Origin of the sequence: Marinobacter bohaiensis, assembly GCF_003258515.1 — a bacterium.
Classification (GTDB): domain Bacteria; phylum Pseudomonadota; class Gammaproteobacteria; order Pseudomonadales; family Oleiphilaceae; genus Marinobacter_A; species Marinobacter_A bohaiensis.
Genome location: NZ_QGEH01000001.1, coordinates 2,311,212 through 2,335,325 on the forward strand (window position 1 = coordinate 2,311,212; position 24,114 = coordinate 2,335,325).

21 protein-coding genes are annotated in these 24,114 nt (G+C 62.4%); 10 read left to right on the forward strand and 11 right to left on the reverse strand.

The features are described from left to right. Positions 1-59 precede the first annotated feature (59 nt). Positions 60-872 (forward strand): helix-turn-helix domain-containing protein, encoded by an 813-nt coding sequence (locus DKK67_RS10365; RefSeq protein WP_111496269.1) that lies wholly within the window; start codon positions 60-62, stop codon positions 870-872. A 62-nt stretch (positions 873-934) separates the two neighbouring features. Here DKK67_RS10365 and DKK67_RS10370 read toward each other — a convergent pair whose 3' ends face one another. After that, complete coding sequence (locus DKK67_RS10370) at positions 935-2,422, reverse strand: aldehyde dehydrogenase (protein WP_111496270.1); 1,488 nt, start codon at positions 2,420-2,422, stop codon at positions 935-937. 215 nt (positions 2,423-2,637) lie between these two features. On the opposite strand from DKK67_RS10370, the gene DKK67_RS10375 reads away from it, so the two are divergent. Beyond that, a complete protein-coding gene (locus tag DKK67_RS10375; RefSeq protein WP_111496271.1) occupies positions 2,638-3,606 on the forward strand; it encodes a beta-ketoacyl-ACP synthase III in 969 nt (322 codons plus the stop codon). 123 nt (positions 3,607-3,729) lie between these two features. Here DKK67_RS10375 and araH read toward each other — a convergent pair whose 3' ends face one another. The 3 genes from araH to DKK67_RS10390 all read right to left on the reverse strand — a co-directional run bounded on the left by araH (position 3,730) and on the right by DKK67_RS10390 (position 7,320). Next, the gene (gene araH, locus DKK67_RS10380; RefSeq protein WP_111496272.1) at positions 3,730-4,743 is read right to left on the reverse strand and encodes an L-arabinose ABC transporter permease AraH; all 1,014 of its coding nucleotides are present in this window, start codon (positions 4,741-4,743) and stop codon (positions 3,730-3,732) included. A gap of 26 nt (positions 4,744-4,769) precedes the next feature. Continuing rightward, positions 4,770-6,263 (reverse strand): L-arabinose ABC transporter ATP-binding protein AraG, encoded by a 1,494-nt coding sequence (gene araG / locus DKK67_RS10385; RefSeq protein ID WP_111496273.1) that lies wholly within the window; start codon positions 6,261-6,263, stop codon positions 4,770-4,772. A gap of 64 nt (positions 6,264-6,327) precedes the next feature. Beyond that, positions 6,328-7,320: an arabinose ABC transporter substrate-binding protein gene (locus DKK67_RS10390; RefSeq protein ID WP_111496274.1), complete on the reverse strand. Its 993-nt coding sequence runs from the start codon at positions 7,318-7,320 to the stop codon at positions 6,328-6,330. Positions 7,321-7,409: 89 nt separating this feature from the next. Here DKK67_RS10390 and DKK67_RS10395 point away from each other — a divergent pair, with 89 nt between their 5' ends. Next, complete coding sequence (locus DKK67_RS10395) at positions 7,410-7,604, forward strand: hypothetical protein (protein ID WP_111496275.1); 195 nt, start codon at positions 7,410-7,412, stop codon at positions 7,602-7,604. Positions 7,605-7,679: 75 nt separating this feature from the next. Here the strand turns inward: DKK67_RS10395 and DKK67_RS10400 are convergent, their stop codons facing one another. Beyond that, positions 7,680-8,843 carry an aldose epimerase family protein gene (locus DKK67_RS10400; RefSeq protein WP_111496276.1) on the reverse strand — a complete coding sequence of 388 codons (1,164 nt, stop codon included), beginning with the start codon at positions 8,841-8,843 and terminating at the stop codon, positions 7,680-7,682. A 213-nt stretch (positions 8,844-9,056) separates the two neighbouring features. Between DKK67_RS10400 and DKK67_RS10405 the strand changes: the two genes are divergently transcribed. Next, positions 9,057-10,001 carry a LysR substrate-binding domain-containing protein gene (locus DKK67_RS10405; RefSeq protein ID WP_111496277.1) on the forward strand — a complete coding sequence of 315 codons (945 nt, stop codon included), beginning with the start codon at positions 9,057-9,059 and terminating at the stop codon, positions 9,999-10,001. Between the two features lies 1 nt (position 10,002). Here DKK67_RS10405 and DKK67_RS10410 read toward each other — a convergent pair whose 3' ends face one another. Together DKK67_RS10410 and DKK67_RS10415 are read right to left on the reverse strand one after the other, a co-directional pair. Then, positions 10,003-10,929, reverse strand: a complete 927-nt coding sequence (locus DKK67_RS10410; RefSeq protein ID WP_111496278.1) for a Gfo/Idh/MocA family protein — start codon at positions 10,927-10,929, stop codon at positions 10,003-10,005. Positions 10,930-11,061: 132 nt separating this feature from the next. Continuing rightward, positions 11,062-11,685 (reverse strand): RIO1 family regulatory kinase/ATPase domain-containing protein, encoded by a 624-nt coding sequence (locus tag DKK67_RS10415; RefSeq protein ID WP_162628819.1) that lies wholly within the window; start codon positions 11,683-11,685, stop codon positions 11,062-11,064. Between the two features lie 345 nt (positions 11,686-12,030). Between DKK67_RS10415 and DKK67_RS10420 the strand changes: the two genes are divergently transcribed. Beyond that, positions 12,031-13,416 (forward strand): peptidoglycan DD-metalloendopeptidase family protein, encoded by a 1,386-nt coding sequence (locus tag DKK67_RS10420; protein ID WP_228160570.1) that lies wholly within the window; start codon positions 12,031-12,033, stop codon positions 13,414-13,416. 52 nt (positions 13,417-13,468) lie between these two features. Here DKK67_RS10420 and DKK67_RS10425 read toward each other — a convergent pair whose 3' ends face one another. Continuing rightward, positions 13,469-13,717 carry a YdcH family protein gene (locus DKK67_RS10425; RefSeq protein ID WP_111496281.1) on the reverse strand — a complete coding sequence of 83 codons (249 nt, stop codon included), beginning with the start codon at positions 13,715-13,717 and terminating at the stop codon, positions 13,469-13,471. A gap of 205 nt (positions 13,718-13,922) precedes the next feature. Between DKK67_RS10425 and DKK67_RS10430 the strand changes: the two genes are divergently transcribed. Further along, on the forward strand, positions 13,923-14,762 hold the full coding sequence (locus DKK67_RS10430; RefSeq protein WP_111496282.1) for a cytochrome c oxidase assembly protein: 840 nt from the start codon (positions 13,923-13,925) through the stop codon (positions 14,760-14,762). Next, positions 14,755-15,357 (forward strand): SCO family protein, encoded by a 603-nt coding sequence (locus DKK67_RS10435; protein ID WP_111496283.1) that lies wholly within the window; start codon positions 14,755-14,757, stop codon positions 15,355-15,357. Before DKK67_RS10430 ends, DKK67_RS10435 begins: the two co-directional genes overlap by 8 nt. 19 nt (positions 15,358-15,376) lie before the next feature. Here DKK67_RS10435 and DKK67_RS10440 read toward each other — a convergent pair whose 3' ends face one another. Further along, positions 15,377-16,372 carry an LLM class flavin-dependent oxidoreductase gene (locus tag DKK67_RS10440; RefSeq protein ID WP_111496284.1) on the reverse strand — a complete coding sequence of 332 codons (996 nt, stop codon included), beginning with the start codon at positions 16,370-16,372 and terminating at the stop codon, positions 15,377-15,379. A gap of 121 nt (positions 16,373-16,493) precedes the next feature. After that, positions 16,494-17,171, reverse strand: a complete 678-nt coding sequence (locus DKK67_RS10445; RefSeq protein ID WP_111496285.1) for a J domain-containing protein — start codon at positions 17,169-17,171, stop codon at positions 16,494-16,496. A 299-nt stretch (positions 17,172-17,470) separates the two neighbouring features. Between DKK67_RS10445 and DKK67_RS10450 the strand changes: the two genes are divergently transcribed. The 3 genes from DKK67_RS10450 (at position 17,471) to DKK67_RS10460 (ending at position 22,692) form a co-directional block, all read left to right on the forward strand. Further along, complete coding sequence (locus DKK67_RS10450) at positions 17,471-19,618, forward strand: TonB-dependent receptor plug domain-containing protein (protein ID WP_111496286.1); 2,148 nt, start codon at positions 17,471-17,473, stop codon at positions 19,616-19,618. Between the two features lie 151 nt (positions 19,619-19,769). Continuing rightward, positions 19,770-20,699 (forward strand): ABC transporter substrate-binding protein, encoded by a 930-nt coding sequence (locus DKK67_RS10455; protein ID WP_111496287.1) that lies wholly within the window; start codon positions 19,770-19,772, stop codon positions 20,697-20,699. Then, the gene (locus DKK67_RS10460; RefSeq protein ID WP_111496288.1) at positions 20,692-22,692 is read left to right on the forward strand and encodes an ATP-binding protein; all 2,001 of its coding nucleotides are present in this window, start codon (positions 20,692-20,694) and stop codon (positions 22,690-22,692) included. The genes DKK67_RS10455 and DKK67_RS10460 overlap by 8 nt, the downstream gene beginning before the upstream one ends. Positions 22,693-22,737: 45 nt before the next feature. On the opposite strand, the gene gorA is transcribed toward DKK67_RS10460, so the two are convergent. Further along, complete coding sequence (gene gorA, locus DKK67_RS10465; protein ID WP_111496289.1) at positions 22,738-24,108, reverse strand: glutathione-disulfide reductase; 1,371 nt, start codon at positions 24,106-24,108, stop codon at positions 22,738-22,740. Positions 24,109-24,114: the final 6 nt, after the last annotated feature.

Here is a 24,114-nt window from a genome sequence, read left to right on the forward strand (position 1 = left end):
ACTGGCCCTGGCCCGCCAACTGGCTTAGCCTTCAGAAAAACACTCGACAAGGGCTCGTAATGAAAGATCGCGTCAGCCAGATCCAGGCCAATGAAAGCTGGCAGAAAAACCTCGCCGTGCTGATCGAGCATCAGCGGCTACGCAGCTTTCCGGCGGTACTGGAACAATTCCTGTCGACGCTGTGCTTCTTCGACACCATCCTGCTGCTGACCTACAAGGAATCCCTGCGCCCGATCCTGGTCCACCCGTCGGATCCCGAAGAGCAGAGCGACACCCTGCGCCAGTACATCAAACACGCCTATGTGCTCGATCCGCTGTTCCACACGATCAAGGACGGCCAGAGTTCGGGGATTGTCCGGCTGGTTGAGATCATGCCGGATTCGTTCAAGAGCACGGAGTACTACCAGACCTGCTACCAGAATTTCGGCCTGGTGGACGAGATCAACATGCTGATCCGCATCGACGAGAAGGTCACGTTCGCCATCACCCTGGGGCGCAAGGCCTCGCTGGACTCGATTTCCCGCAGCGAGCTGAACGCGCTGCAGGAGTTCTACCCGGTGATCAGCGCCCTGGTGCGCCAGTTCTGGCTGGCCCAGTCCGGTGAATTCCTGCAGTACGGCCGTTCCGACGGCCCCATGAAGCGCGCCCTGCGCACCTTTGCCAGCGGAGTGCTCACCCAGCGCGAGCGGGAAATCACCGACCTGATCCTGCGGGGTTTCTCCTCCCAGGCGATCGCCGACCACCTGAAAATCAGCGTGGGCACGGTCAAGGTGCATCGCAAGAACATCCACACGCGCCTGAACACCTCGACCCAGGCGGAAATCTTCACCCAGTTCATCGCCCACCTGAACAGTCTCGAAGACCATCACTGACCGCTGTCGCCAGCAGGAGAACCAGGCAGGAGCGCACGTTCAAGCGCCCCCTGCCCGCCGCCTTACAGGCTGATCCAGACCGTCTTGATGTCGGTGTACTTCTCGAGGGAGTGCAGCGACTTGTCGCGCCCGTAGCCGGAGGCTTTCATGCCGCCGAACGGCATGGTGCTGTCACCGCCGCCCCAGCCATTGACCCAGACCATGCCGGAGCGGATCTGGCCGCTGACCCGGTGCGCCCGGGACAGGTTGCCGGTCCAAACGGACGCCCCCAGCCCGTAGCGGTTGTCGTTGGCCAGGCGCACGGCCTCGGCTTCGTCCTCGAATTCACCCAGGGCCAGCACCGGACCGAAGATTTCTTCCCGGACGAAGCGCATGTCGTTGCGCGCACCGTCCACAATGGTCGGCGCCACAAAATAGCCCTCACCGGGTACATGCTCGGGCACCCCGCCGCACAGCACCTCGCCGCCTTCGTCGATGGCGGACTGGATGTAGCCCGATACCGTCTCCATCTGCGGCTTGTCCACCAGCGCGCCCATGCGCGTAGCGGGGTCCTGCGGATTGCCCGGCACATAGGCCGCTGCGGCCTTCAGCAAAGCCTCGGTGAAACGCGCCTTGATGGACGACTGCACGTACAGGCGCGAGCAGGCGATGCAGACTTCGCCCTGGTTGGAGAAGATGGCCGCGGCGGCGGTGCCGGCCGCCTGCTCAATGTCCTCGCAGTCCTCGAACACCAGCATGGGCGACTTGCCACCCGCCTCAATCCAGACCCGCTTGAGGTTGGACTGGCCGGCGTACTCCATCAGGAAACCGCCCACCCGGCTGGACCCGGTGAATGCCAGTACGTTGACATCGTTGTGCAGGGCCAGGGCCTTGCCGGCGGTGTGTCCGAATCCGGGCAACACGTTGAACACGCCGTCGGGAATACCGGCTTCTTTCGTCAGTTGCGCCAGGCGCAGGACGCTCAGGGCACTCTTCTCGGACGGCTTCAGGATCACCGAGTTGCCCGCTGCCAGCGCCGGAGCGATTTTCCAGGTCGCCATCATCAGCGGGTAGTTCCAGGGCGTGATCGCCGCCACGACGCCCGCCGGCTCGTGACTGATCAGGCCCAGCGTCTCTTTTCCGGTGGGCGCAATTTCGCCGTACAGCTTGTCGATGGACTCCGCGGTCCAGCGCATGCAGTCGATGGAATCCGGTACGTCGATGCTGAGCATTTCGGTGATCGGCTTACCCATATCCAGGCTGTCCAGCACCGCCAGTTCGTCGCTGTGCTGCTCCATCAGATCCGCCAGACGCAGCAGCGCCCGCTTGCGATCGCCCGGCGCCATGCCCGACCAGACACCGGACTCATGCGCCCGCCGGGCGGCGTCGACGGCACGATCCACGTCGGCGGCATCGCAGCTGGCCACGTCGATCAGGGTCCGCTCGGTCGCGGGATTGACCGCCGGGAAGGTCTCGCCGGAGACGGCGTCGACGAATTGGCCGTTGATAAAGGCCTGGCCGCGCAGTGCGACCGTCTCGCTCAGGGCTTTCCAATCCGCGCTGGTTTTCATGCTTGTCTCCCGACATTGATTGACTTTGCAACCCAGACTACCCGCCGTCCACGCCCTGCTCCATATCCCTCAGTGGGTATACAGCCGTGGCCCCTGTTGGCCACCGCGCGCCATGTTAGGACAAATCGCTAATAACCCAACCAGAGCCCGGGGTGTAGGATGGACGTATACCCTTGATCATAAAACGACACTGTAATTCCCGGGATCCATCACGCATGACTTACGCACGCATTACCGGCACCGGCTCGTACCTGCCAGACAACGTTGTGACCAACCAGGATCTGGAGAAGAAGGTGGATACGAGCGACCAGTGGATCCGGGAGCGTACCGGCATCCACCAGCGCCACGTGGCACCGGAAGGCCAGACCACGGTGGACCTGGCGGAACAGGCGTCCCTGAAAGCCATCGAGGCCGCCGGCATTGATCCCACCGAGATCGACCTGATCGTCTTCGCCACCTCCACCCCGGACAAGATCTTCCCCAGCTGCGCCTGCATTCTCCAGGCTCGCCTGGGCAACCAGGGCTGCCCGGCGTTCGACATCCAGGCCGTGTGCAGTGGCTTTGTCTACGCCCTCTCAACCGCCGACAAGTTCATCAAGACCGGTGCCAGCAAAAAGGCGCTGGTGGTCGGGGCTGAAGTCTTCTCCCGCATCGTTGACTGGGACGACCGCACAACCTGCGTGCTGTTCGGCGACGGCGCCGGCGCCGTGGTCCTGGAAGCCAGCGAGGAAACCGGCATCCTGTCCACCCACATCCACGCCGACGGCCGCTACGAAGAGCTGCTGCATGTCCCCTGTGGCATTGCCAGCGACTACGAAAAAGTGAAAGCCGGCGAAGCCTTCGTACATATGAAGGGCAACGAAGTCTTCAAGATGGCGGTCAACACCCTGGGCAAGATCGTCGACGAAACCCTTGAGGCCAATCAGATGGCCAAGTCCGACATCGACTGGCTGGTACCCCACCAGGCCAACCTGCGCATCATCGCCGCCACCGCCAAGAAGCTGAACATGTCCATGGACCAGGTGGTGGTCACCGTGGACCAGCATGGCAACACGTCCGCCGCATCGATCCCGCTGGCGCTGGACGTCGCGGTGCGCGACGGCCGCATCAAGCGCAACGAGGTGGTGCTGCTGGAAGCGTTCGGCGGCGGCTTCACCTGGGGTTCGGCGCTGCTGCGGTTCTGAATCTCCAGGCCGGCGATACGGTCGGTACTGCCGATACTCTTTGCAGTACTCCGATACAGAGAAAGCAGGCCTCGGCCTGCTTTCTTTCGTTTCCGGTGATCCTATCTGACCAGTGTTGCCGGTCTAGACGACCCGTGTCCGTCGCGACTGCTTCCAGCGGTCGAACAGCACCGCCAGCAGCAGGATCGCCCCGCGCACCAGGTACTGATAGAACGTCGGCACGTTGAGCAGACCCATGGCGTTCTGCACGCAGCCCATGATCAAAACGCCGACCAGCACACCGGTGATCGACGCCACCCCGCCCGACAGCGAGACCCCGCCCAGCACACAGGCGGAAATCACCGCCAGCTCCAGGCCCAGCGAGGTGTTGGGATCGCCCAGCCCCATGCGTGAGCACAGCAGCACCCCGGCCACACCGGCGACGATGCCCTGCAGGGCAAACACCGTGATTTTAAGGCGCCGCACGTTGACGCCCGCCAGGTTCGCCGCCTCGGCGTTGCCACCGGTGGCCAGGACATTGCGCCCGAAGGCCGTGGCGTTAAGCAACACCCCGAAGATCACGAAACAGGCAATCATCGCCCAAACCGGCAGGGTCAGCCCCAGGAAAGAGTAGCTTCCCAGGTCGAAGAACGCCGGTACGGTGATCATCACCGCGTCACCGCCGGAGGTGATGTAAGCCAGCCCGCGCACGAACTCCATCGCCGCCAGCGTCGCAATCAGCGAGTTGACCCCGAAGCGGGCCACCACGAAGCCGTTGAAAGCCCCCACCGCGCCGCCGGCGAGGATACCCACGGTCACGCCGATGAAGACGCTGCCCGAGGTAGAGGTGATCACCGCCGCCACGACACCGGTAAATGCAACGATAGACGCCACCGACAGGTCCACTTCCCCCAGCGCCAAGACCATCATCATGGTGGTGGCGATGGTGCCGATCAGGGTCACCGACAGCAGCAGGCCAACGATGTTACGCCCGGTCAGGAAGTCCGGCACCGCCACCGACAGCCCGATGAACAGGAGAATAAAGACGGCAATCAGCCCCGACGAATCCATCAGCGACCGCATGACCCGAGGCAGCCGGACACCCCCCTTACCTGTGGCGAAGCCCGCCGTGGACTGCGCCAGTTTTTCCGTAGCCATAATCGTTTTCTCTCTCTTATCGTTGTTCAGGCCGGCAAAGCCAGGCCCAGCAGACGCTCCGGTGTGGCCTGGGCCCGTTCCACCACGTCCACTACCCGGCCGTCGCGCATCACGCCGATGCGGTCGCAAATAGAGCTGACCTCCGCCAGGTCGCTGGAAATCACCACCACACTCTTGCCGTTGTCGGCCAGGTCATAAAGCAGCGAATAGATGTCACGGCGGGCGCCCACGTCGATGCCGCGGGTGGGTTCATCCATAACGAACACATCGATTTCCTCGGCCAGCCAGCGTGCCAGGATGGCTTTCTGCTGATTGCCGCCGGACAGGTTGCCGATGGGCGCATCCGGCCCCGGCGTCTTGATGCTCAGGCGACGGATGTAATCGTGGGCGTTGTCGGTCTCCCGCGAGCGGTGGCGGAACAGTTTCCAGCGGGCGAAAAAGCGCCGACAGCTGATGTTGATGTTGTCCGCCACGCTGGCGATGGCAAAGATACCCTGAGACTTGCGGTCCTCCGGGCACATGGCGATGCCGGCATGAATCGCCTTGCGCGGGCTGTCGAAGCGACAGTCGCGGCCCTTGTAGCGAATCTTGCCCGCCTCGGGTTGCTCGGCACCGCACACCAGCCGCAGCAGCTCGCTACGCCCGGCCCCGACCAACCCGAAGAAGCCGAACACCTCCCCCTGGTTCACCGAGAAACTGGCGGGTTCCCGAACGCCGGGCCCTTTCAGGTCTTTGACTTCCAGCATGGGCGGGCCATGTTCCCGGGAACGATAGCCGTAGACGTCCTCGATCTCGCGGCCGACCATCTCGCTGACCAGCATGTCGTGGGTGATGTGCTCCAGGTCCGGATGCGTATTGATGTGCCGACCGTCGCGGAACACGGTCAGGGCGTCGCACATCTCGAAGACTTCATCCATGCGGTGGGTGACGTAGAGCACCACTTTGCCTTCATCCCGCAGGCGGGCGACAATCCGTTTCAGGTTACGGATCTCCTGCACCGACAGGCTGCTGGTGGGCTCGTCGAAGGCGATGATCCGGGCGTCCCTCAGCAGCGCCCGACCAATCTCGATCATCTGCTGCTGACCGATGGACAGGTCACGCACCCGGGTGGCTGGATCAATGGTTTCCTCACCCAGCTCCTTGAGCACCCGCACCGCGTTCGCGTAGAGCGCCTGGCGGTCAATGAACCCGCGCCGCTGCGGCAATTGCCCGAGCAGCAGGTTTTCCGCCACCGACAGGTTGGGCGACAGGGTCAGTTCCTGGTAGATGATGGCGATGCCCTCGGCGAGGGCTTCGCGTTCGTTGGCGAAGACATGGCGCTGGCCATCGATCCAGAGCGCGCCGCCCGACACCCGGTTAACGCCGCTGAGCACCTTGAGCAGGGTCGATTTCCCGGCGCCGTTTTCGCCCATCAGGGCGTGGACTTCCCCGGCCTGGGCCGAGAAGGACACGCGGTCCAGAGCCTTGACGCCAGGGAACTCCACCGAAATTCCGTCAAACCGAAGATACGGTTCAGACATGGCTGTTACTCCCGTTGTGCTGGAATGCCGGAATCGGCGGCCTGCGCAGGCCGCCTCTCCGTCGTTACAGGTTCAGGTTCTGCTTGACCTGCTTCCAGTTGTCACGGGTCATCAGCTTACCAGTGGTTTCGGTATTGGCCGGCGGCTTGTCGCCGTCGATGATCCACTGGTAAAGGTTCTCGGCGGTCTGACGACCGTGCATGGTGGAGCTGACGGCCACCGTGCCGTAGAAGCCGGTCGGCTTCTCGCGGGAGAACTCGGCAAAGGCGGCGCCGGAGCCGTTGATGCCGACACCGATCACGTCTTCGGCCGTCAACCCGTACTGCTCGCTGGCGCGCACACCACCCAGCACGCTTTCCTCGTTCAGCGCGTAGATCACCCAGTGTTTGTACTCACCGCGCTTGGAGAACACCGGCGAGGCAGCGGCAAAGGCGCTGCTGGTGTCGGTGTTCTGCTGGGGGGCGTCGAAGATGTGTTCCTTACTGAAGCCGGCCTTGAGCAACGCGTCGGTCGCGCCGTCGGTGCGTTCCTTGGCGGTAGGCAGCTCGTAATTGGTGATGCGCAGGGCGGCCACGTCGTCCATGTTCCAGCCTCGCACCTCGATCTCCCTGGCGATGGCATTACCCACCTGCTCGCCGATCTTGTAACCGGACATACCCAGGTGCGGAACGGCCTCGATCGGGTCGCCTTCGGCGTCGACAAAGCGATCGTCCACGGTGACCACTTTCATACCGTACTGTTCGGCACGACGCATGATTACGGTCCCCAGACGCACGTCAGGCGGGCAGATCACAAACCCCTGAGCCCCCTGGGAGTTGAGGTTGTCGATGGCGGACAGTACTTCCTGGCCATCGACGCCCGAGAGCCGCACCACGTCGAAGCCCTGCTTTTCGCCGAGCTGGGTGGCAGCCTGCTGTTCGTTGATGAACCAGGCCTGCTCCGGCTTCTTGACGATGAAACCGATCTTGACGTCCTGGGCGGCATGGGCGGAATGGAAAGGCAGGCACGCGATACCGGCGGCAACCGCCAGCGCCTTGAGGTTACGAAGGCATTGCATTGATGTCTCCTGTGAGCCCGTTGGGCCTCTTGTTGTTGTTTCGAAGGATTGCACGTCACTGTGCAGAATGAAGACGGTTCCACGATAGGGTGAGCAGCGATAACCTACAAATCCCAAATTTGGCTATTTCCGATATCATTTTTGTTATCAGTACTGATTTCGGCCGCTACCCGCTGGTGGAAGACATCGGGGTTCTGGTGGCCGCGCTTGCGACGGTTTCCCCGGACATGGACTTTTGTGAGATAGACCTTACCCCGGAAGATAAACCTGACATCGGGAGATAAAACAGGCGCCACCGGGAAACGGGGAGCGGTGCCGCCGGCCAACTGCCCTGGCCGATGGCACCGGACCGACTGCGATCAGTCGTTGGAAAAACGGTAGACGGTGCGTGAACGGTACGGCTCATCCGGCGTCACGAGCGTACTGGGGAAGCCGTCCTGATTGGGGGAATCCGGAAAGTGCTGGGTCTCCAGCGCCAGGCCGGACCGGTGAACATAGGGCTGCCCCGATTTGCCGGTCAGGCTGCCGTCCAGGAAGTTGCCGCTGTAGAACTGGATGCCCGGCTCGCTGGTGGCAATCTCCACCACCCGGCCGCTGGCGCGATCCTCCAGGCGGGCGGCGGGCCGCAACCCATCCTCGCCAGGCTCGCCGGACAGCACGAAGTTATGATCGTAGCCCTGGCCATAGTCGAGCTGGGTATTGTCATCGTTGATGCGCGCACCAATGGCCGTGGGCTCACGGAAATCGAACGGTGTGCCAGCGACCGGCCGCTGCTCGCCCGTGGGGATGAGCGTGTCGTCCACCGGCGTGAAGCGATCGGCATGGATCTGTAGCTGATGGTCCAGGATCGATTCGTGCCCCTCGCCCCGCAGGTTGAAGTACGAGTGCTGGGTCAGGTTCACCGGCGTCGGCTCGGTGGTCTCCGCCTGGTACTCGATGGCCAGCTCGTTGGCGTCGGTCAGCGCATAGGTCACCGTAACGTCCAGCTTACCCGGGTAGCCCTCTTCGCCATCGGCACTGGTGTAGCTCAGCACCAGCCCGGCCTGCCCGGACTCCTGGAACGGCTCGGCCTGCCACAGCACCCGGTTGAAGCCGCGGTCACCGCCGTGCAGGTGGTTAGGACCGTTGTTGGTTGCCAGGTCATAGGTTTCGCCATTGAGGGTGAAACGACCACCGGCGATGCGATTGCCGTAGCGGCCGATCAGCGCGCCGAAATACGGGTTGGCCTTGCGGTACGCCTCGGACAGATAACCGTCCAGGTCGGCAAAGCCGAGGACGATGTCACCCAGCTCGCCGTCACGATCCGGCGTTTTCAGCGAAACGATGATGCCACCGTAGTTGGTCACCTCCATCACCAGCCCGTTATTGTTGGTGATGCGATAAAGATCGGCGGTGCGGCCATCCGGCAAGGTTCCGAAGACCGCGTGTTCGACGCGATCCATAGCGCTGGCGTTAGCCGCCTGGGCGGCCGGAACCACCGCAGCCGCCATGGCCAGGGAGGCGGTTATTGTTTTCCATGTCATGATTTTGCTCCTGCAGACGATTGCTTGGTGCAATCTGTTGTTGTTCCGTCTGTTTTTCGTATCGATTCCCGGGGCCCGATCGCGGAGGTGGACGCCCCGAGGCTTCATCACGTTAGACTAGGGAGCGATAACCGACTAATACGGAATAGTCGGTAAACCAATAACAAATATGGTATCGGCGTCGCCGGTATCGCGAAGAGCGAGCAACGATTCATGGCAAGACTTCCCAACGACTGGTTCCTCCGCGCCCGTTTGAAACTGCGCCACCTGCAGCTGTTCATGGCGCTGGACGAACACCGCAATCTGCACCGGGCCGCCGAGAGCCTGTCGATGAACCAGCCGGCGGCGTCCAAGCTGCTCAACGACCTGGAGGATCAGCTCGACGTGGTGCTGTTCGAGCGCCATCCGCGCGGCATGACCCCCAACTGGTACGGCGAGATCATGATCCGCCATGCCCGCAGCATCCTGTCCCAGCTCACCCACACCGGCGAGGAAATCAACGCCATGCGCCAGGGTAACGCCGGGATGGTGGCGGTGGGATCGGTGATGGCGCCTGCGGTGACGCTGCTGACCAGCGCGGTGGAACGGGTTCACCGGGAGCTGCCGGGGCTCAAGGTGCGGATCGACGTGGACGTGAGCAAACGGCTGGTACCCCGTCTGATCGAAGGCGAGTTCGATTTCGTGCTGAGTCGGATTCCGGAAGGTTTTACCGCGGAGCGTTTCCATTTCGAGGAAATTGGCGAGGAGGAAATCTGCATTGTCTGTCGCGACGGGCACCCGCTGCTGGCGTCGCCGGACCTGGACATGAGCGCACTGACCACCTTCCCCTGGACGTTACAACCGCCCGGTGCCCTGCTCCGCCAGCGTGTCGACAACCTGTTCCTGCACCACGGCGTCGATCCGCCGCGCTACATCGTGGATACCCCGGACTTTCTGGTCTCGCTGGCTCTGGTGGCCAAGTCCGACACACTGACCGTCACCACGCGGCAGGTTGCGGAAATGTTGTGCGCGCCGGAGCGCTTCCAGATCCTGCCGTTCGGCGAGCCGATCAAGGTACAGCCTTACGGCCTGGTGACGTTACGCGACAAACACCTGTCGCCAGGTGCCGCCGCGCTCATGTCCACGCTGCGCGACATCCTGGCGTCAGGGCCGGTCTGATTCATTCGATGAACGCTTCCACGTGCTCCCGGCGCCCCAGCAGGAAGGCGTCGGACACCAGACGCAATGGCGTGACGTCCACATCGCTGCGATTGTCTGCGACCAGCGCGGCAAACCGCTCATAGATCCCTTCGTACTCCCGTTCCGGCGCCTCGAATATCAGCTCGCCATCCACCCACATCTGGCTGCCGCCGGCGGACAGGGTCAGCTTGCCGTCATCGGTGTGGACGTGAATGTCCCAGAGCTGCGGACCGGTCTGGCGAAAATCGAAGGCGGCGTGCATCTCAGTGTCGCCACCGGCCTGGAATACGAGATCCGCGGCGATAGGCGTCTGGCAGTTCTCCGGCACATGCAGCCGGGCATCCCGCAACACGAATGGGTGATCCAGCACCGCCGTGACGATCGACAGGCCGTTGATACCCGGGTCGAACACGCCCATACCGCCGGGCTCCCAGATCCAGTCCTGCCCCGGGTGCCAGACGCGTACGTCTTCCTTCCAGTGCACGTCCACATGCCGGACGGTGCGGCCGGCGAGCCACTCCCGGGCCGGACCAACCGCCGGCGCGAAGCGGGAATGCCAAGTGGCGAACAGCGTCACGCCGGCCGCTTCAGCCTGACGGGACAGCAGCTCCACCTCGTGCAAGGTCGCGCCGGGGGGCTTTTCCAGAAGCACATGCAGCCCCCGGGCCAGGGCCTCCGAGGCCAGTTGATAGCGAACCGCCGGCGGCACGCACAGGGCAACCGCCTGCAGTTCGGGCATGGCGTCGAGCATGGCTTCCATCGACTGGAATTGCGGCAGTGCGTCCTGCGTGCTGCTGGGGCTGGCAATGGCGCACAACTCCATCGACGGGTTACGTTCCAGTGCGGGCAGATGCTGATCCCGGGCGATCTTGCCGAAACCGACAAGACCCAACTTCAGTTCGGTCATTGGTTGTTTCCCTCGCGGATGATCCGCCTACCTTAACCGGCTCAAGCCATATGGGCTAATAGCGATTTTGGTCAGATACCATCACCGTTTTGATATCAAGGCGGGTCATTTCAACAACCGGCGCCGGATCATTCAGCGCAGGTGGCGTTTGAACCAGGGCAAGAGCTTTTTCTTCCAGAGGCGCTGCACAACCGCAATCCAGCGTGGTTTCTGGTAGCGACGGGCTTCCTCCTCGGTGGGCGCCTGGCCGGTGATACGGGTCTTGTACTTGAGGGCGTTGGACATGTCGCTGCGGCGCAACGGAGCCAGCAGGAACCGGCCCGGTCCGCGCACGCGCACCGCGGAGGCGAAATCGATCAGCACCACCCGGCCGCCGCTCACAATGACGTTGGTTCCGCGTACGTCGTTGTGGGTGATCGATTGACTGTGCAGCGAGCCCAGGGCAAGCATGAGTTGGGAGAAGTGCATCGGGTCGCCGGTGCCGGCCAGGTTGCTGAGCAGCTCGCCGGGCACGTATTCCATCAGCAGCCCCAGTGACCCCATACAGCCGATCAGTTTGGGTGAGTGGGGCCAGTCCTGCAGCTGTCGCAGGATACGTGCTTCACGCCACACCAGCAGGCGCGCCGGCCAGGCCAGCCAACTGCCACGATAACGCTGGTAGTCCTTGCAGATGACTGGCGTTCCTTCGTGCATGTAGACGAACACATCGGCTTTCAGGAAACCCTTGCCGGTCTGGATCGGTCGGCTTTCCGACACCGGGCTTTCCCGAACTGGACTCCCTGGCGCGACAGACGCATCGCAGGGCCGGTCTTCGGATATGACATCATCGGTCTCTTTCATCGGGCTTCCCGTCCTTTTTCTTAATTACTTAGCTCCCTATTATATTTTTGACCCGATTGACGGAATCATTGTGGATTCCCGAAGAGACGATTGCCGTTGTCATATCCGTAACTGTTTCACACTTGACGGAGCAGGTATCCTAGCGCGTTTGAATGGGGCCGGAGCCTTGTTATCTACGCTCCTGCCGTCTGTTAACCCCCAATTCCGACTGGTTTCATGTCCACTGCACGTATTTTTGCCCGTCGCGGACGCCCGATACTCATGACTGTTGCGGTCGCCCTTTTGGCGACGGCCTTTTTCTGGCGCCCGGAATCCTCAAGCGCTATTTCCGTCCCCGTCACCATCGTCCATAAACCCGACCAGGAGACAGCATCCGCCGAGAAGGCCTCCAGTCCCGCGCCGGCGGACGACGCCCTCACCGCGTCCCAGGCGAATGCCGAAGACGGGAACCGTTTCTCGGTGCCGGACAAGCCGTTGCCGACTCACTACGAGATCAAGTCCGGCGATACGTTGAGTGAGATCCTCGACAAGCAGGACATCTCAGCCAATACGCTGCACAAGCTACTGGAGGCCGATGCCGAGTTTCTGGACCTGGAAACCCTCCGCCCCGGAACGGCTCTGAACTTCACGTTTGACAGCAACAATGTTCTGCAAAGCATTGATCTACAGCTGGATGCTGCCCGGACCGTGTCTTACGTCCGAACCGACGACGGCGCCTTCGAGCATCAACAGCACACCAAGCCGCTGCATTGGGACAGCCAACTGTTCCACGGCGACATTCACGGCAGTTTCTACACCTCAGGCATCAGTGCCGGCCTGGACAAAGGTCAGGTGGTGCAGGTCAGCCAGCTGCTCAAGGGTAAGCTCAACTTCCGCCGAGACCTGCGTGCCGGGGATACCTTTTCAGTGATCGTCGGCCAGGAAATGACCGATACAGGTGCGACCGGAAACACCCGCATCGACGGCATCGAACTCAACCGCGGATCAAAGACTTACTACGCTTTTCTCTACGATGACGGCAACTATTACGACGAGACCGGCGAGAGCGTGACGCCGGCGTTCCTGCGCTACCCGACACGGCGTCACTTCCGGGTCAGCTCGCCGTTCGACCCTTACCGCCTGCATCCGGTCACCGGACGCCGCGCACCGCACAACGGCGTCGATCTGGCCGCGCCCTCCGGGACGCCCGTCATGAGTACCGGCGACGGTATCGTGACTCGTATCGGCAACCACCCCTATGCCGGCAAGTACGTCGATATCAAGCACAGCGGTGCCTTCAAGACCCGCTATCTGCACCTGAGCAAAATTTTGGTCAAACGTGGCGAGGCGGTGAAGCGTGGCGAGAAAATTGCGCTGTCCGGCGCCACCGGTCGGGTGACCGGCCCGCACCTGCACTTCGAATTCCACATCAAGAACCATCCGGTGAACCCGCTGACGGCGAAGATCCCGACGTCCGCCAAAGTGCCGGCGGACAAGCTGGCCGACTTCCAGTCGCATATTCGCCCGATCATGGCGCGCCTGAACGTGCCGGGCAGCCTGCCGTCACCGCTGGCAAGCGGTGCGAACGGCCAGACACCGGCCACGACCGATGCGAATGACGACTGGACCCGGGCCTGTCTGCGCCCCGGCCAGTGCCGGTATCAGTAAATCGGATTTGCATGGGCCGGGGCGGTTCAAGGAAGCCCCGGCCCGCCTCGGGCTAGCTGCCGTTGCGTTTCGACAGGGTTGAGTAAAGCGTGTCCTTGAGTTGGGCTCGCTCCAGCTTCATCTCGTTGAAATGGGCATCGTCGGTGGGCACTTCCCGGAACTCAAGCCCGCGAATGGACTTGTCCAGTTTGTCGTATTCGTCGCTCAGCTTCTTGAAGTGGTCATCTGACTGCCTGAGTTCGTGGATCAGGTCTTTGTATTCGGGAAAATCGATATGCAGGGCGTGATCACTGATCGACATGCTACCGCTCCTCTGCGAATGGATTCCGTCGTCTCAGAGTCCAGTCAAGGCAACTCAGAATAAGCATAGCACTCCTGCCCGGCACTGTGTTACGCGTCCCAGGGCCTTTTTCAGCCCCTCTTGACCTCGGCCAAAACGCTTGCATTTTTCGGGATTTCCACCACGATGGAATGAAGCATGGCGTGTATGGAGTCTCACCGAATCAATGACCTGGGCCGCTTCGCTGCTTCCCTACGACGTCTCACCGGTTACCATCCTGGCCTACGCGTGCGTCCTTGGCCTGTATGGCCTGGCGCTGGCACGACTGCCTGCCGGTGAACGCCCCGGTCCCTGGCGCATCGGCGCGTTCCTGGTCGGCGTGCTGGCGTGTTATGCGGTCATGCAGACGCGGTTCGATTACTACGCCCAATACATGTTTTTCGTCCACCGCGGCCAACACCTGATCCTGCATCATTTGGGGCCGTTCCTGATTGCCCTGTCCAATCCACTCCCCATCATCCGCTACTGGTACGGTTTTGTGCCGGACGCGGCGCGCCGCGCCCTCAAGCCACTCGGCTGGGTTTACCGGATCCTGCAGCAACCGGCCATCGCGGCCTTCCTGTTCGTGGGATTGATCTATCTGTGGCTGTGGCCCCCGGTACACTTTGACGCCATGCTCGATCGCCAGCTGTACTGGATCATGAACTGGAGCATGCTGCTGGACGGCCTGCTGTTCTGGTGGTTGATGCTGGATCCACGGCAACCGGCCGCCGGGCGGGTGCTGGGGTTCGGTCGGCGAATCCTGTTGATGGTACTGGTTGCCCTGCCCCAGCTGGTGCTCGGCGCGGTGATCGTGTTTGCCCGCGAGCCGCTGTACGACGTCTACGAAGTGTGCGGCCGGGCCTGGCCCCTGGCGCCGGCCACGGATCAGCTGCTGGGCGGCCTGCTGACCTGGATTCCTCCGGCGATGATGAGCATCGTCGGTATTCTGCTCATCCTGCGTCGCATCATGCAGGACCCGAAACGGTCCCGGGCGGCGTCCCCGCAAGAGGTTTCCCATGTCTAGACGGATTCTTGCACGCACGCTGATCGGCGGGCTCGCATTGTTGCTCTCGGCCTGCCAGGACACCCAGGCGCCGTTCAACGGCAAGGACATCAGCGGTGTTATGCCGGACCTCGCGTTCGAATTGCGGGACACCGCCGGCCAGACGGTGACCCAGACGGATTACGACGGCCAGGTGCGCCTGCTGTTCTTCGGCTACACCTCATGTCCGGACGTCTGCCCCACCACCCTGGCCGAGCTGAACCGGGTAATGACGGCCATGCCGACCGATCTGCGCGATGACGTCACCGCCCTTTTCGTCAGCGTCGATCCCAAACGGGACACCCCCCAACGCCTGGATCAGTACGTCCACTTCTTTGGTGACCGGATCGTGGGGCTGACCGGCCCCGAGCCTACACTGCGGACGCTGGCCAAACGTTATCGCACCACATTCGGCTACGGTGATGCCGACGAACAGGGCAACTACGACGTCTCCCACAGCAGTGCGATCTACGTCTTCGACCAGGCCGGCGAAGTCCGACTGCTGCTCAGGCCAGGCATGACCCGGGACGCCATGGTCGAAGACCTGTCCCGGTTGGTGCGTCAGGGCACCTCCTGACGCTTTAAAGCCGTTGGCGTCAGTGCACCAGGTCCCGCAGGATCTCCGCCGCCAGACCAAACGATTTCAGGCGCGCCTCGTGGTCGTGGATCTGGCCAGTCACGATCACTTCATCCACCCGTGTTCGATCGATGAACCGCTCCAGCCAGAGGCGCACCGTTTCCGGCGAACCAACCGCCGTCTCCGCGAGAGCCTGTTTCACCTGCTGCCGCTCGAATTCAGTGGCGACCGTTGCCAGGTCATCCACCGGCGCTTTCAGCGGTCCCGGCGTGCCCCGGCGCAAGGCGATGAACTGCTGCTGGAGGGACGTCATCAGGCGTTGCGCCTCGGCGTCGGAATCGGCGGCGAAGACGTTCACCCCGGCTGCGGCATAAGGCGCATCCAGATAGCGGGACGGCTTGAAGCGCTCTCGATAAACCCGCAGGGCGTCGCCCAGCATGTCGGGCGCGAAGTGTGAGGCAAAGGCAAACGGCAGCCCCAGTTCCGCGGCGAGCTGAGCGCTGAACAGACTGGAGCCGAGCAGCCAGACCGGCACATCCAGCCCCATTCCGGGTACCGCCCTGACCCGCTGGCCGGGCTGTTCGGGGCCAAAATAATGCAGCAGCTCCTGTACCTCCCGCGGGAATTCGTTGGCGGCCTGCATATGGTCCCGGCGCAGCGCCATCATGGTCGGCCCGTCGGTGCCCGGTGCACGCCCGAGCCCCAGATCGACCCGGTCGGGATAGAGCGACGCCAGCGTGCCGAACTGCTCGGCGATCACCAGCGGCGAGTGGTTCGGGAGCATGACGCCACCGGCGGCAATGCGGATCGACTGGGTGCCTTCGGCGACAAAGCCCAGCGCCACCGCGGTGGCGGCGCTGGCGATGCCGGTCATGTTGTGGTGCTCGGCCATCCAGTAACGTCCGTAGCCGGCCGCTTCGGCGTGTTGGGCCAGGGCTCTGGAATTCAGCAGCGCCTGACGCGCGGAGCCACCCTCGGTGATGGGTGACAGATCCAGTAATGAAAATGCTTGCACGCTCGATCCTCACTGTTCGTAGGCTTTGGCTTTTCCGGCAGGCTACGCCTGCCACCACACGAGGCAATGGCAGGCGTTGACCCGGATCAGGCGGGACAAAAAAACGGTTTCGGGAAAAGAGTCAGTTGCCCAACAAGTGGCTGAAAATACTGGTCAGGATCACCAGTCCGGCGATCCAGCCGATTACCGCCGGCAGGAAGTTGGGCATGGGCTGGCGCTTTTCACGGGCGGGCGGCGACTCATTCCCGGACTCAGCACCCCCTTGCCGCCCTGGCTCGTGGAAAGGATCACTGACCTCGCGGTCCTCGCTCACCAGCGACTGATCCACTTCCTCCCAGCCAAACCACTGGGACAGGAATGCGAGTACCGGTTGCGGCAGGGAGCCATCATCGAGCATCGGCCGCAGGCGTGGGTAGAGCGCATCGCTGACCGCTTCCCGGATGGCGTCCTGATCCGCCGGAGGCTCGGTCAGGATCGCCCGCCACAGGTTGGCATCCTTGCGGCGCTGGTCATCGTTCAGCATGGCTTCCACCTGGATCACCACTTCCCTCACGACCTGCTGATCACGACCGCTCAGGGGTTGCTCTGACGCCTCTTTTGCGGTCGGCCTGGGTTCGGGCGCCGGCTCTGACGCGGCCGGTTCAACCGCAAAACCCGCCTCGCGGAGAGCCTGCCGATAGGCGTCGTCCAGTTGCTGTTGAGCCTCCCCGTCGGCGAATTTCCGCTGCGACTGGTAGGCCTGTTCGATCTTATCGCGGTTGTTGGTCGGCGTAATGCCGAGGACCTCCCAACACGTCATAAATCTAAACTCCGGCAAAATATCGCTCGGCTGGAGAGACAGCCGCCGCGCTCTTCACTATGATGAATTCCATGTAACTTTCTCAACGAAATATCTCAACGACATATCTCACCAAGATTGAGCGACGAGATCTCTGATAGAGGCTTCCGACAGAAAGTTACTTGAACAACCATCCAGACCAACTGAACGACGATCTGGGCAACATATTCTCAATCATCGCACCCAATAATAAGTCGCACGCCCCATAACCTATCAACAGTGCGACACCGAACCGTGCTTGGCTCTAGACGAATGACAGTATGAAAAAAACGCTCTTACTACTGCAGTATGGGGGCATTGTGCCCCTGTTTACAGGGCTGGCGTTCTGCGTGCAGGCGCAGGATACCATGCCTTTCTCGACAATCCCCGACAGTGACACCGAACTCAACATGTCCGAGGGATTCGACCCGAATTACGATTTCGTACTGGAAGAGCCGATTCCCGAAGTGCTCTCCACCACCAAACTGCGCCAGCCCAAATCCCGTGTTCCGGGCACCACCACCGTTCTCCAGGGCGAACTGATCCGGGACCTGGGTATTCTCAACATCTGGGAAGTGTTCCGGCTGGTGCCGGGCATGACCGTCGGCTTCGTCCAGAGCAACCGTCCGGTGGTCAGCTACCACGGCACCGTGGCCGACGAGCAGCGCCGACTTCAGGTGCAGATTGACGGCCGCACCGCCTACCAGCCCAACCTGGCCGACGTGGACTGGCACGCCATGCCGGTGCCGCTGGAGAATATCGAGCGGATCGAGGTGACCCGCGGGCCCAACGCCGCCGCCTACGGCATTAATGCCTTCCTGGCCACGATAAACATCATCACCAAATCCCCCGAAGATACCCACGGCGTCAATGCCCGGGTGCGCGCGGGGGACCACGGGTACCGTCAGGCCTACGGCTCCATCGGCGGCAGCATGGATCAGTACGACTGGCGCTTCTCCGCCAACCGGCGCGAATCGGACGGGTTCGACCGTCGCTTCTTCAACCCGGATGACACGTCGGTGGAATCCGGTGAGACCAAGGAATTCGACGACAGTTTCCGCTACACCACGCTCAATTACGATTCCGTCTGGAACGTCGACAGCCGGAACGCCTTCGATTTCCGGGCCGGCTACACCAAGGTGTACGACGAAGAGGACGCCGAACAGTACGGTGAGGAGTTCGGTATACAGGGCGTTCCCGCCGAGACCGGTGATGACTACTACCTGCAGACCAAATGGACCCACTCGCTGAACGACCGCCATTTCTTCCATATCCAGGCCAGCTACCAGGACTATGATCGGCGCCAGGACTGGACCAGCTGCCTGCCGGCGGGCTTCGAGGTGGGCGGCACGCCCCTGCCGCTCGAGCTGTGTGCGGACACCAACCAGGACATCCAGGAAGACCGCCTGGAGTTCGAGATCCAGGACACCTACGCCTTCAACGACAACCTGCGACTGGTGACCGGCGGCGGCTACCGCGAGGACCGCTTCGATTCGGACACCTATTTCAACGGCGAAGGCAGCAACTACCAGACGCTCCTATTCTCGAACATCGAGTACACCCCCATTTCCTGGCTGACGTTCAACGTCGGTGGCAGTTGGGAGAAGACCACGGCGGTTGACGACGACTTCTTCTCGCCCCGATTCGCCGCCAACTTCCAACTGAGCGAAAACCAGACACTCCGCTTCGTGTTCTCCAAGGCGGTACGCACGCCGGACGCCTTCGAACAGGGCGCAGACTGGGGCTACCGCGCCAGCAACGTGGAACCGGCGGCGGTTTACGGTTTTCTGGAGGGCGAGCGGCTGATCGAATTCCAGGCGCCGGGCGACCTCAGCGAAGAGACCATCATCTCCCGGGAAATCAGCTACTTTGGCCAGTTCCGCCTGGGCGATGGTCTGCTGTCCACCGAAGTAAAGCTGTTCTACGACCACCTGCGCGACATCATCAGCGGCGTGATCGCGGTGGATGATCGCTGGGATTTGTGCAATTGTGTCGCACTCGACCAGAAAGGTGTGGAGCTGGAAACGTCGCTGGAATTCCAGCAGAGCCAGTTCCGCCTGACGTACGCCTATCTCGATCAGGATTCGGAGTACCGCGGGCCGCCGCCGGAGCTCGGGGTTAACCAGGAAGAACGCTACATCCGCCTGCAGGGCCGCCTGACCGCCCGGCACTCCGGCAGTTTCGCCTGGATCCAGCGTTTCCCCCGCTCGGTATCCGCTTCGACGGCCTATTACATCGCCAGCGACCTGGGTGAGTACCGTTACCAACGGATTGACCTCAGACTGGCCAAATCATTCTATCTGCCTCGATCAACCTACGAGCTGGCTGCCATCATGCACTATTATCCAACGGACGACCCCATTATGTTCCCGGATAACCAGTACTCGGACCAAACCCAGTTTTTCCTGGAAGCCTCCGTTAAATTCTGATGGGCAAGCCGGTGGTGGATGCAGTGAGTTGGACAGGGACCGTCACAGGGACGGATACCGTCATGCAAGGCGGCTGACGAATCGGATGATGCAACGCGGGAAGCCAAGAAGCGCAGTCGGTGCCCGGCTCCGGAGATGGCGGAGTCGGACATTGGCCACCCTGACCGGCCTGTTGTGCCTGGCACAGCTCCAGGCTGCGCCGTCCGTCAAACTGTCGGAGTCACCCGGTACGCCGCATATCGTGTTCCTGGCCGGTTCCGAAAACCTGTCGTTCAACCTGTTGTTCCGGCAACGTCTGGAAAAGGCCCTGCCCAACAACATCAAGCTGATGAACTACTCCGCCAGGGCCCAGTCCCAGGCGCCCCGCGCCCTGGTGATCACCCTGGGCCCATCGGCAGTCAATGACATCGTGCAGCAGGACAGGCCGGTACCCACCCTGGCCCTGATGGTCACCGAATCCCAGTTCGCCCAGTATCGCGCCCTGGAACGCCCCGACCTCAGCGCCGTGTATCTCAACCCGCCGCTCAAACGTCAGGCCCTGCTGGGCCAGCAGATCCTGCCCCAGGCGTCGCGCATCGCGGTGCTGGCCGAGCCCGGCCAGGAACAGCGTTACAGCACGCTCGCTGAGGAACTGGCGCCCTACGGGCTCGACCTGCGGACCTTTACCGTGGAAAGCCCGGAGAACCTGGTATCCACCCTGAGCCGCGCCCTCAATTACGGCGACTTCCTGCTGGGAACGCCCAATCCGGAAATCTATAACCGGCAAACCATCAAGCACATACTGCTGACGACCTATCGCCACAACCGCATCCTCATCGGCCCGGAACGGGCGTTTGTGCAGGCGGGCGCCCTGGCGTCGACCTACACTCCAACGGAAGCGGTCGTGAAACAGACGGTCGATATCATCCGGCAGTATGTCGCCTCCGGGCAGCTTCCGGCCCCGGATTTCCCAGACCAGTATTCCGTTCTGTTCAACGAGCAGGTCGCTCGTTCACTGAATATTCCGTTGCCCGAAGCCACCGAGGTACTGGACCGCCTCCGGGCACTCGAAGATACGAATACAGGAGTCGGAGATGAGTAACCGGCAACGCCCGCTTAACCGTCAGTTGCTGTTGCTGGGGACCGTGCCGGCAATCCTGATGTTTTTCGTGCTGCTCATATTCTTTACTTCGGTCCGCCTCGAAGACGTACGCAAGGACCTGTTCCGCGCGACCCAGGTGGTGGCGGACAACCTGGCGCCGGCCGTCGAGTACGCCGTGGTGTCGGGTAACCAGGCCGCGCTGAAGCAGATTCTCGAGCGCACTCTGCGGCGCAGCGAGGTGGCCTGGATCCGGGTGCGTGACGTCAACGATCAGGTGGTCGGTCTCGAGGCCCGCACCGACGTCAGCCCGGAGGACGACGACTTTTTCGTGTTCCATTCCGACATTCTTCAGCAACCCCTGGAAATCGACAGCGGCACCGATTTCGAATGGTTCGAGCCGGGGCTCTCCAGTCACTCCGGCGCCCTGCGCATCGGTTCGGTCAGCGTGGCGGTTTCCGGCTCCCGGCTAACCACCCAGCGACAGGAAATCATCTTCACGTCCTTCGCCATTGCGGTGTCGGTGCTGATTGTCACGCTGCTGATCATCAATCAGATCGCCAACCGGATTTCGAGGCCGATCCAGAACCTCAGTGAAAGCGTCAAGGGACTGATCGACGGTCGCTATGACCCACCCGGGCGCTCCTCGCAAGTGGCCCGGGAGATCAACGACCTGGAACAGAACCTGACCGCCCTCGCCTACCACCTGGCGCAGCTGCGGGATTCACGCAACAAGACGCTGGAGTCGACGGAGCGTGCGCGGGAGCGGGCAGAAACCGCCTCGCGGACCAAATCCGAGTTCCTGGCGATGATGAGCCACGAGCTGCGTACGCCGTTGAACGGGGTGTTGGGGATGCTTGAGCTGGTGGCAGAAGAACCCATGTCGGAGCGTCAGAAGGACTACATGCAGACCGCCCGGCGCGCCACCGAGGATCTGCTGACGGTGATCAGCGATATTCTCGATTATTCCCGGGTCGAGCGCGGCACACTGGTGCTGGAACATCGATCGTTCAACCTGCGGCAGGTCATCGAGAATTGCGTCGCCACTCATCGCCATGAGTGCGAATGCAAGGGGCTCGACATGGAACTGCATTTCTCCAGCAACTGGCCGGACGGCGCCCGGGTACGCGGCGACGCCGGCCGCCTGCGCCAGGTGCTGGCCGGACTGCTGGAGAACGCCATCAAATTCACCGAGGAAGGCCATGTCGGCGTGCGCGCGGAATGGCTGGAGATGGAAGGTGGCTCCATTTACCTCAGCTGCGAGGTGCGTGATTCGGGAACCGGCATTCCGGCCGAGCACCTGAGCGGCATTTTCAACAGCTTTGAGCAGCTCGACAGCTCCTCATCGCGCAGCCACGGGGGTACCGGCATGGGCCTGGCGCTGGTGCAACGCCTGATCGAACTGATGGGCGGGCATATCCGCGTGGACAGCAATGTCGGCAGCGGATCGGCGTTCTACTTCGAACTCCCGTTCGAGCAGTCCGGAACGGACGCTTCAGAGCCGGGCGAACGCTTTATCGCGCCGCCAACGGCGCCGGCCCTCGATGAGCCGACTTCGGACCGGGAAGAACCGGCGAAGACGCTCAACGATGCCCCGCTCGCACTGGTGGTGGAAGACAACGAAGTCAACCAGCGGGTGGCCAGCGCGCTCCTGAGGCGTTTCGGGTTCGAGACCGTCAGTGCCGAGAACGGCGACGTCGCGGTCAAACTGGTGACAGAGAGCCGCAACACCTACGACATCATCCTGATGGATTGCCAGATGCCGGTCATGGACGGTTATGAAGCGGCGCGCTGCATCCGCGCCTGGGAAACCGCGCACCAGCGGGACAGCATCCCCATCATCGCCCTGACCGCCGACGCGCTCCCCGGCACCGACCGGCAATGCCGCGCAGCGGGCATGAACGACTATCTCGCCAAGCCCGTGCGCAAAGAAAAACTGCGTAACGTGATCAACCGCTGGATGCGCCTGCCGGATACCCAGTCAGGCGCATCCTGAAGACGACGCTCGGGAAGACGCCTTTGCGGCGCCCCCTGAGATCGTCTACTCCACGATCCGTGTCGGCTCGCGCATGGTGACGAACTCCTCGGCAGAGGTCGGGTGAATGCCGACCGTGCTGTCGAACATGGCCTTGGTCGCCCCGGCCTTGATGGCCACCGCCAGGCCCTGCAGGATCTCCCCGGCTTCCGGCCCGACCATATGGGCGGCGACGACCCGGTCGCTGGCGTCGTCGACGATGAGCTTCATCAGCGTCCTTTCGTCCCGCCCGGTCAGCGTGTGCTTCATGGGCTTGAAGTCGGTGAGGTAGACTCGCAGCTTGCCGTACTTTTCCTTCGCCTGGGCCTCCGTCGGGCCGACGGTGCCGATATTGGGCTGGCAGAACACGGCGGTGGGAATGGCGTCATAGTCCATATCGCCCTCACCGTCGCCGAATAACCGGCGCGAGAGCACCATGGCCTGGCCAATGGCCACCGGCGTCAACTGCGGCGTGCCGATAACGTCGCCCAGCGCGGTAATGGAGGATGCGGCTGTCTGGAAATGATCGTCCACCGCCACATGGCCGGATGAGGTCAGCTCTACCCCGAGTTCCTCAAGCCCCAGCCCGTCCACGAGCGCGCTGCGACCGGTGGCCGCCATCACCAGCCCGGTGGTCAGGCTGGAGCCGTCGCTGAGCTGGAGGATGTAATGGGCGCCTTCCGGCCGCACCGATTCGATGTTCACGCCAAAGCGTAGGTCCACGCCTTTCTTGCGCATCTCGTCCGCGACGAACGCACGCACGTCGTCGTCAAAACCGCGCAGGAACAGCTCGCCCCGATACAGCAGCGTGGTTTTCACGCCCAATCCGGCCAGGATGCCGGCAAATTCAACAGCGATGTAGCCACCGCCCCAGATGACCGCCTCGCTGGGCAACTGCGGCAGGTAGAACATATCGTTCGAGGTCAGCACGCATTCCTTGCCCGGGATATCCGGCACCGTCGGCCAGCTGCCGGTGGCCACGGTGATGTGTTTGCTTGAGATCCGACGATCGCCGACGACCACGGTGTGCTCATCCGCCAGTCGCGCCGTGCCCTCGATGACGGTAACGCCGGCGTTGTCGAGCAGACGCTGATAGATGCCGTTCAGGCGATGAATCTCGGTGTTCTTGTTGGCCACCAGCGTGGGCCAGTCAAAGCTGACCTGGCCGTCCGGCACCGACCAGCCGTAGCCGGCGGCGTCTTCCAGATCCTCGCCCACGTGGGATCCGTAGACGAAGAGCTTCTTGGGCACACAGCCCACATTGACGCAGGTGCCCCCCAGGTAACGGGATTCCACCACCGCTACACGAGCACCGCGCTGGGCAGACATCCGCGCCAGGCGTACACCGCCGGAACCGGCCCCAATCACCACCAGATCGAATTCAAACTGTTCCGCCACATCGAC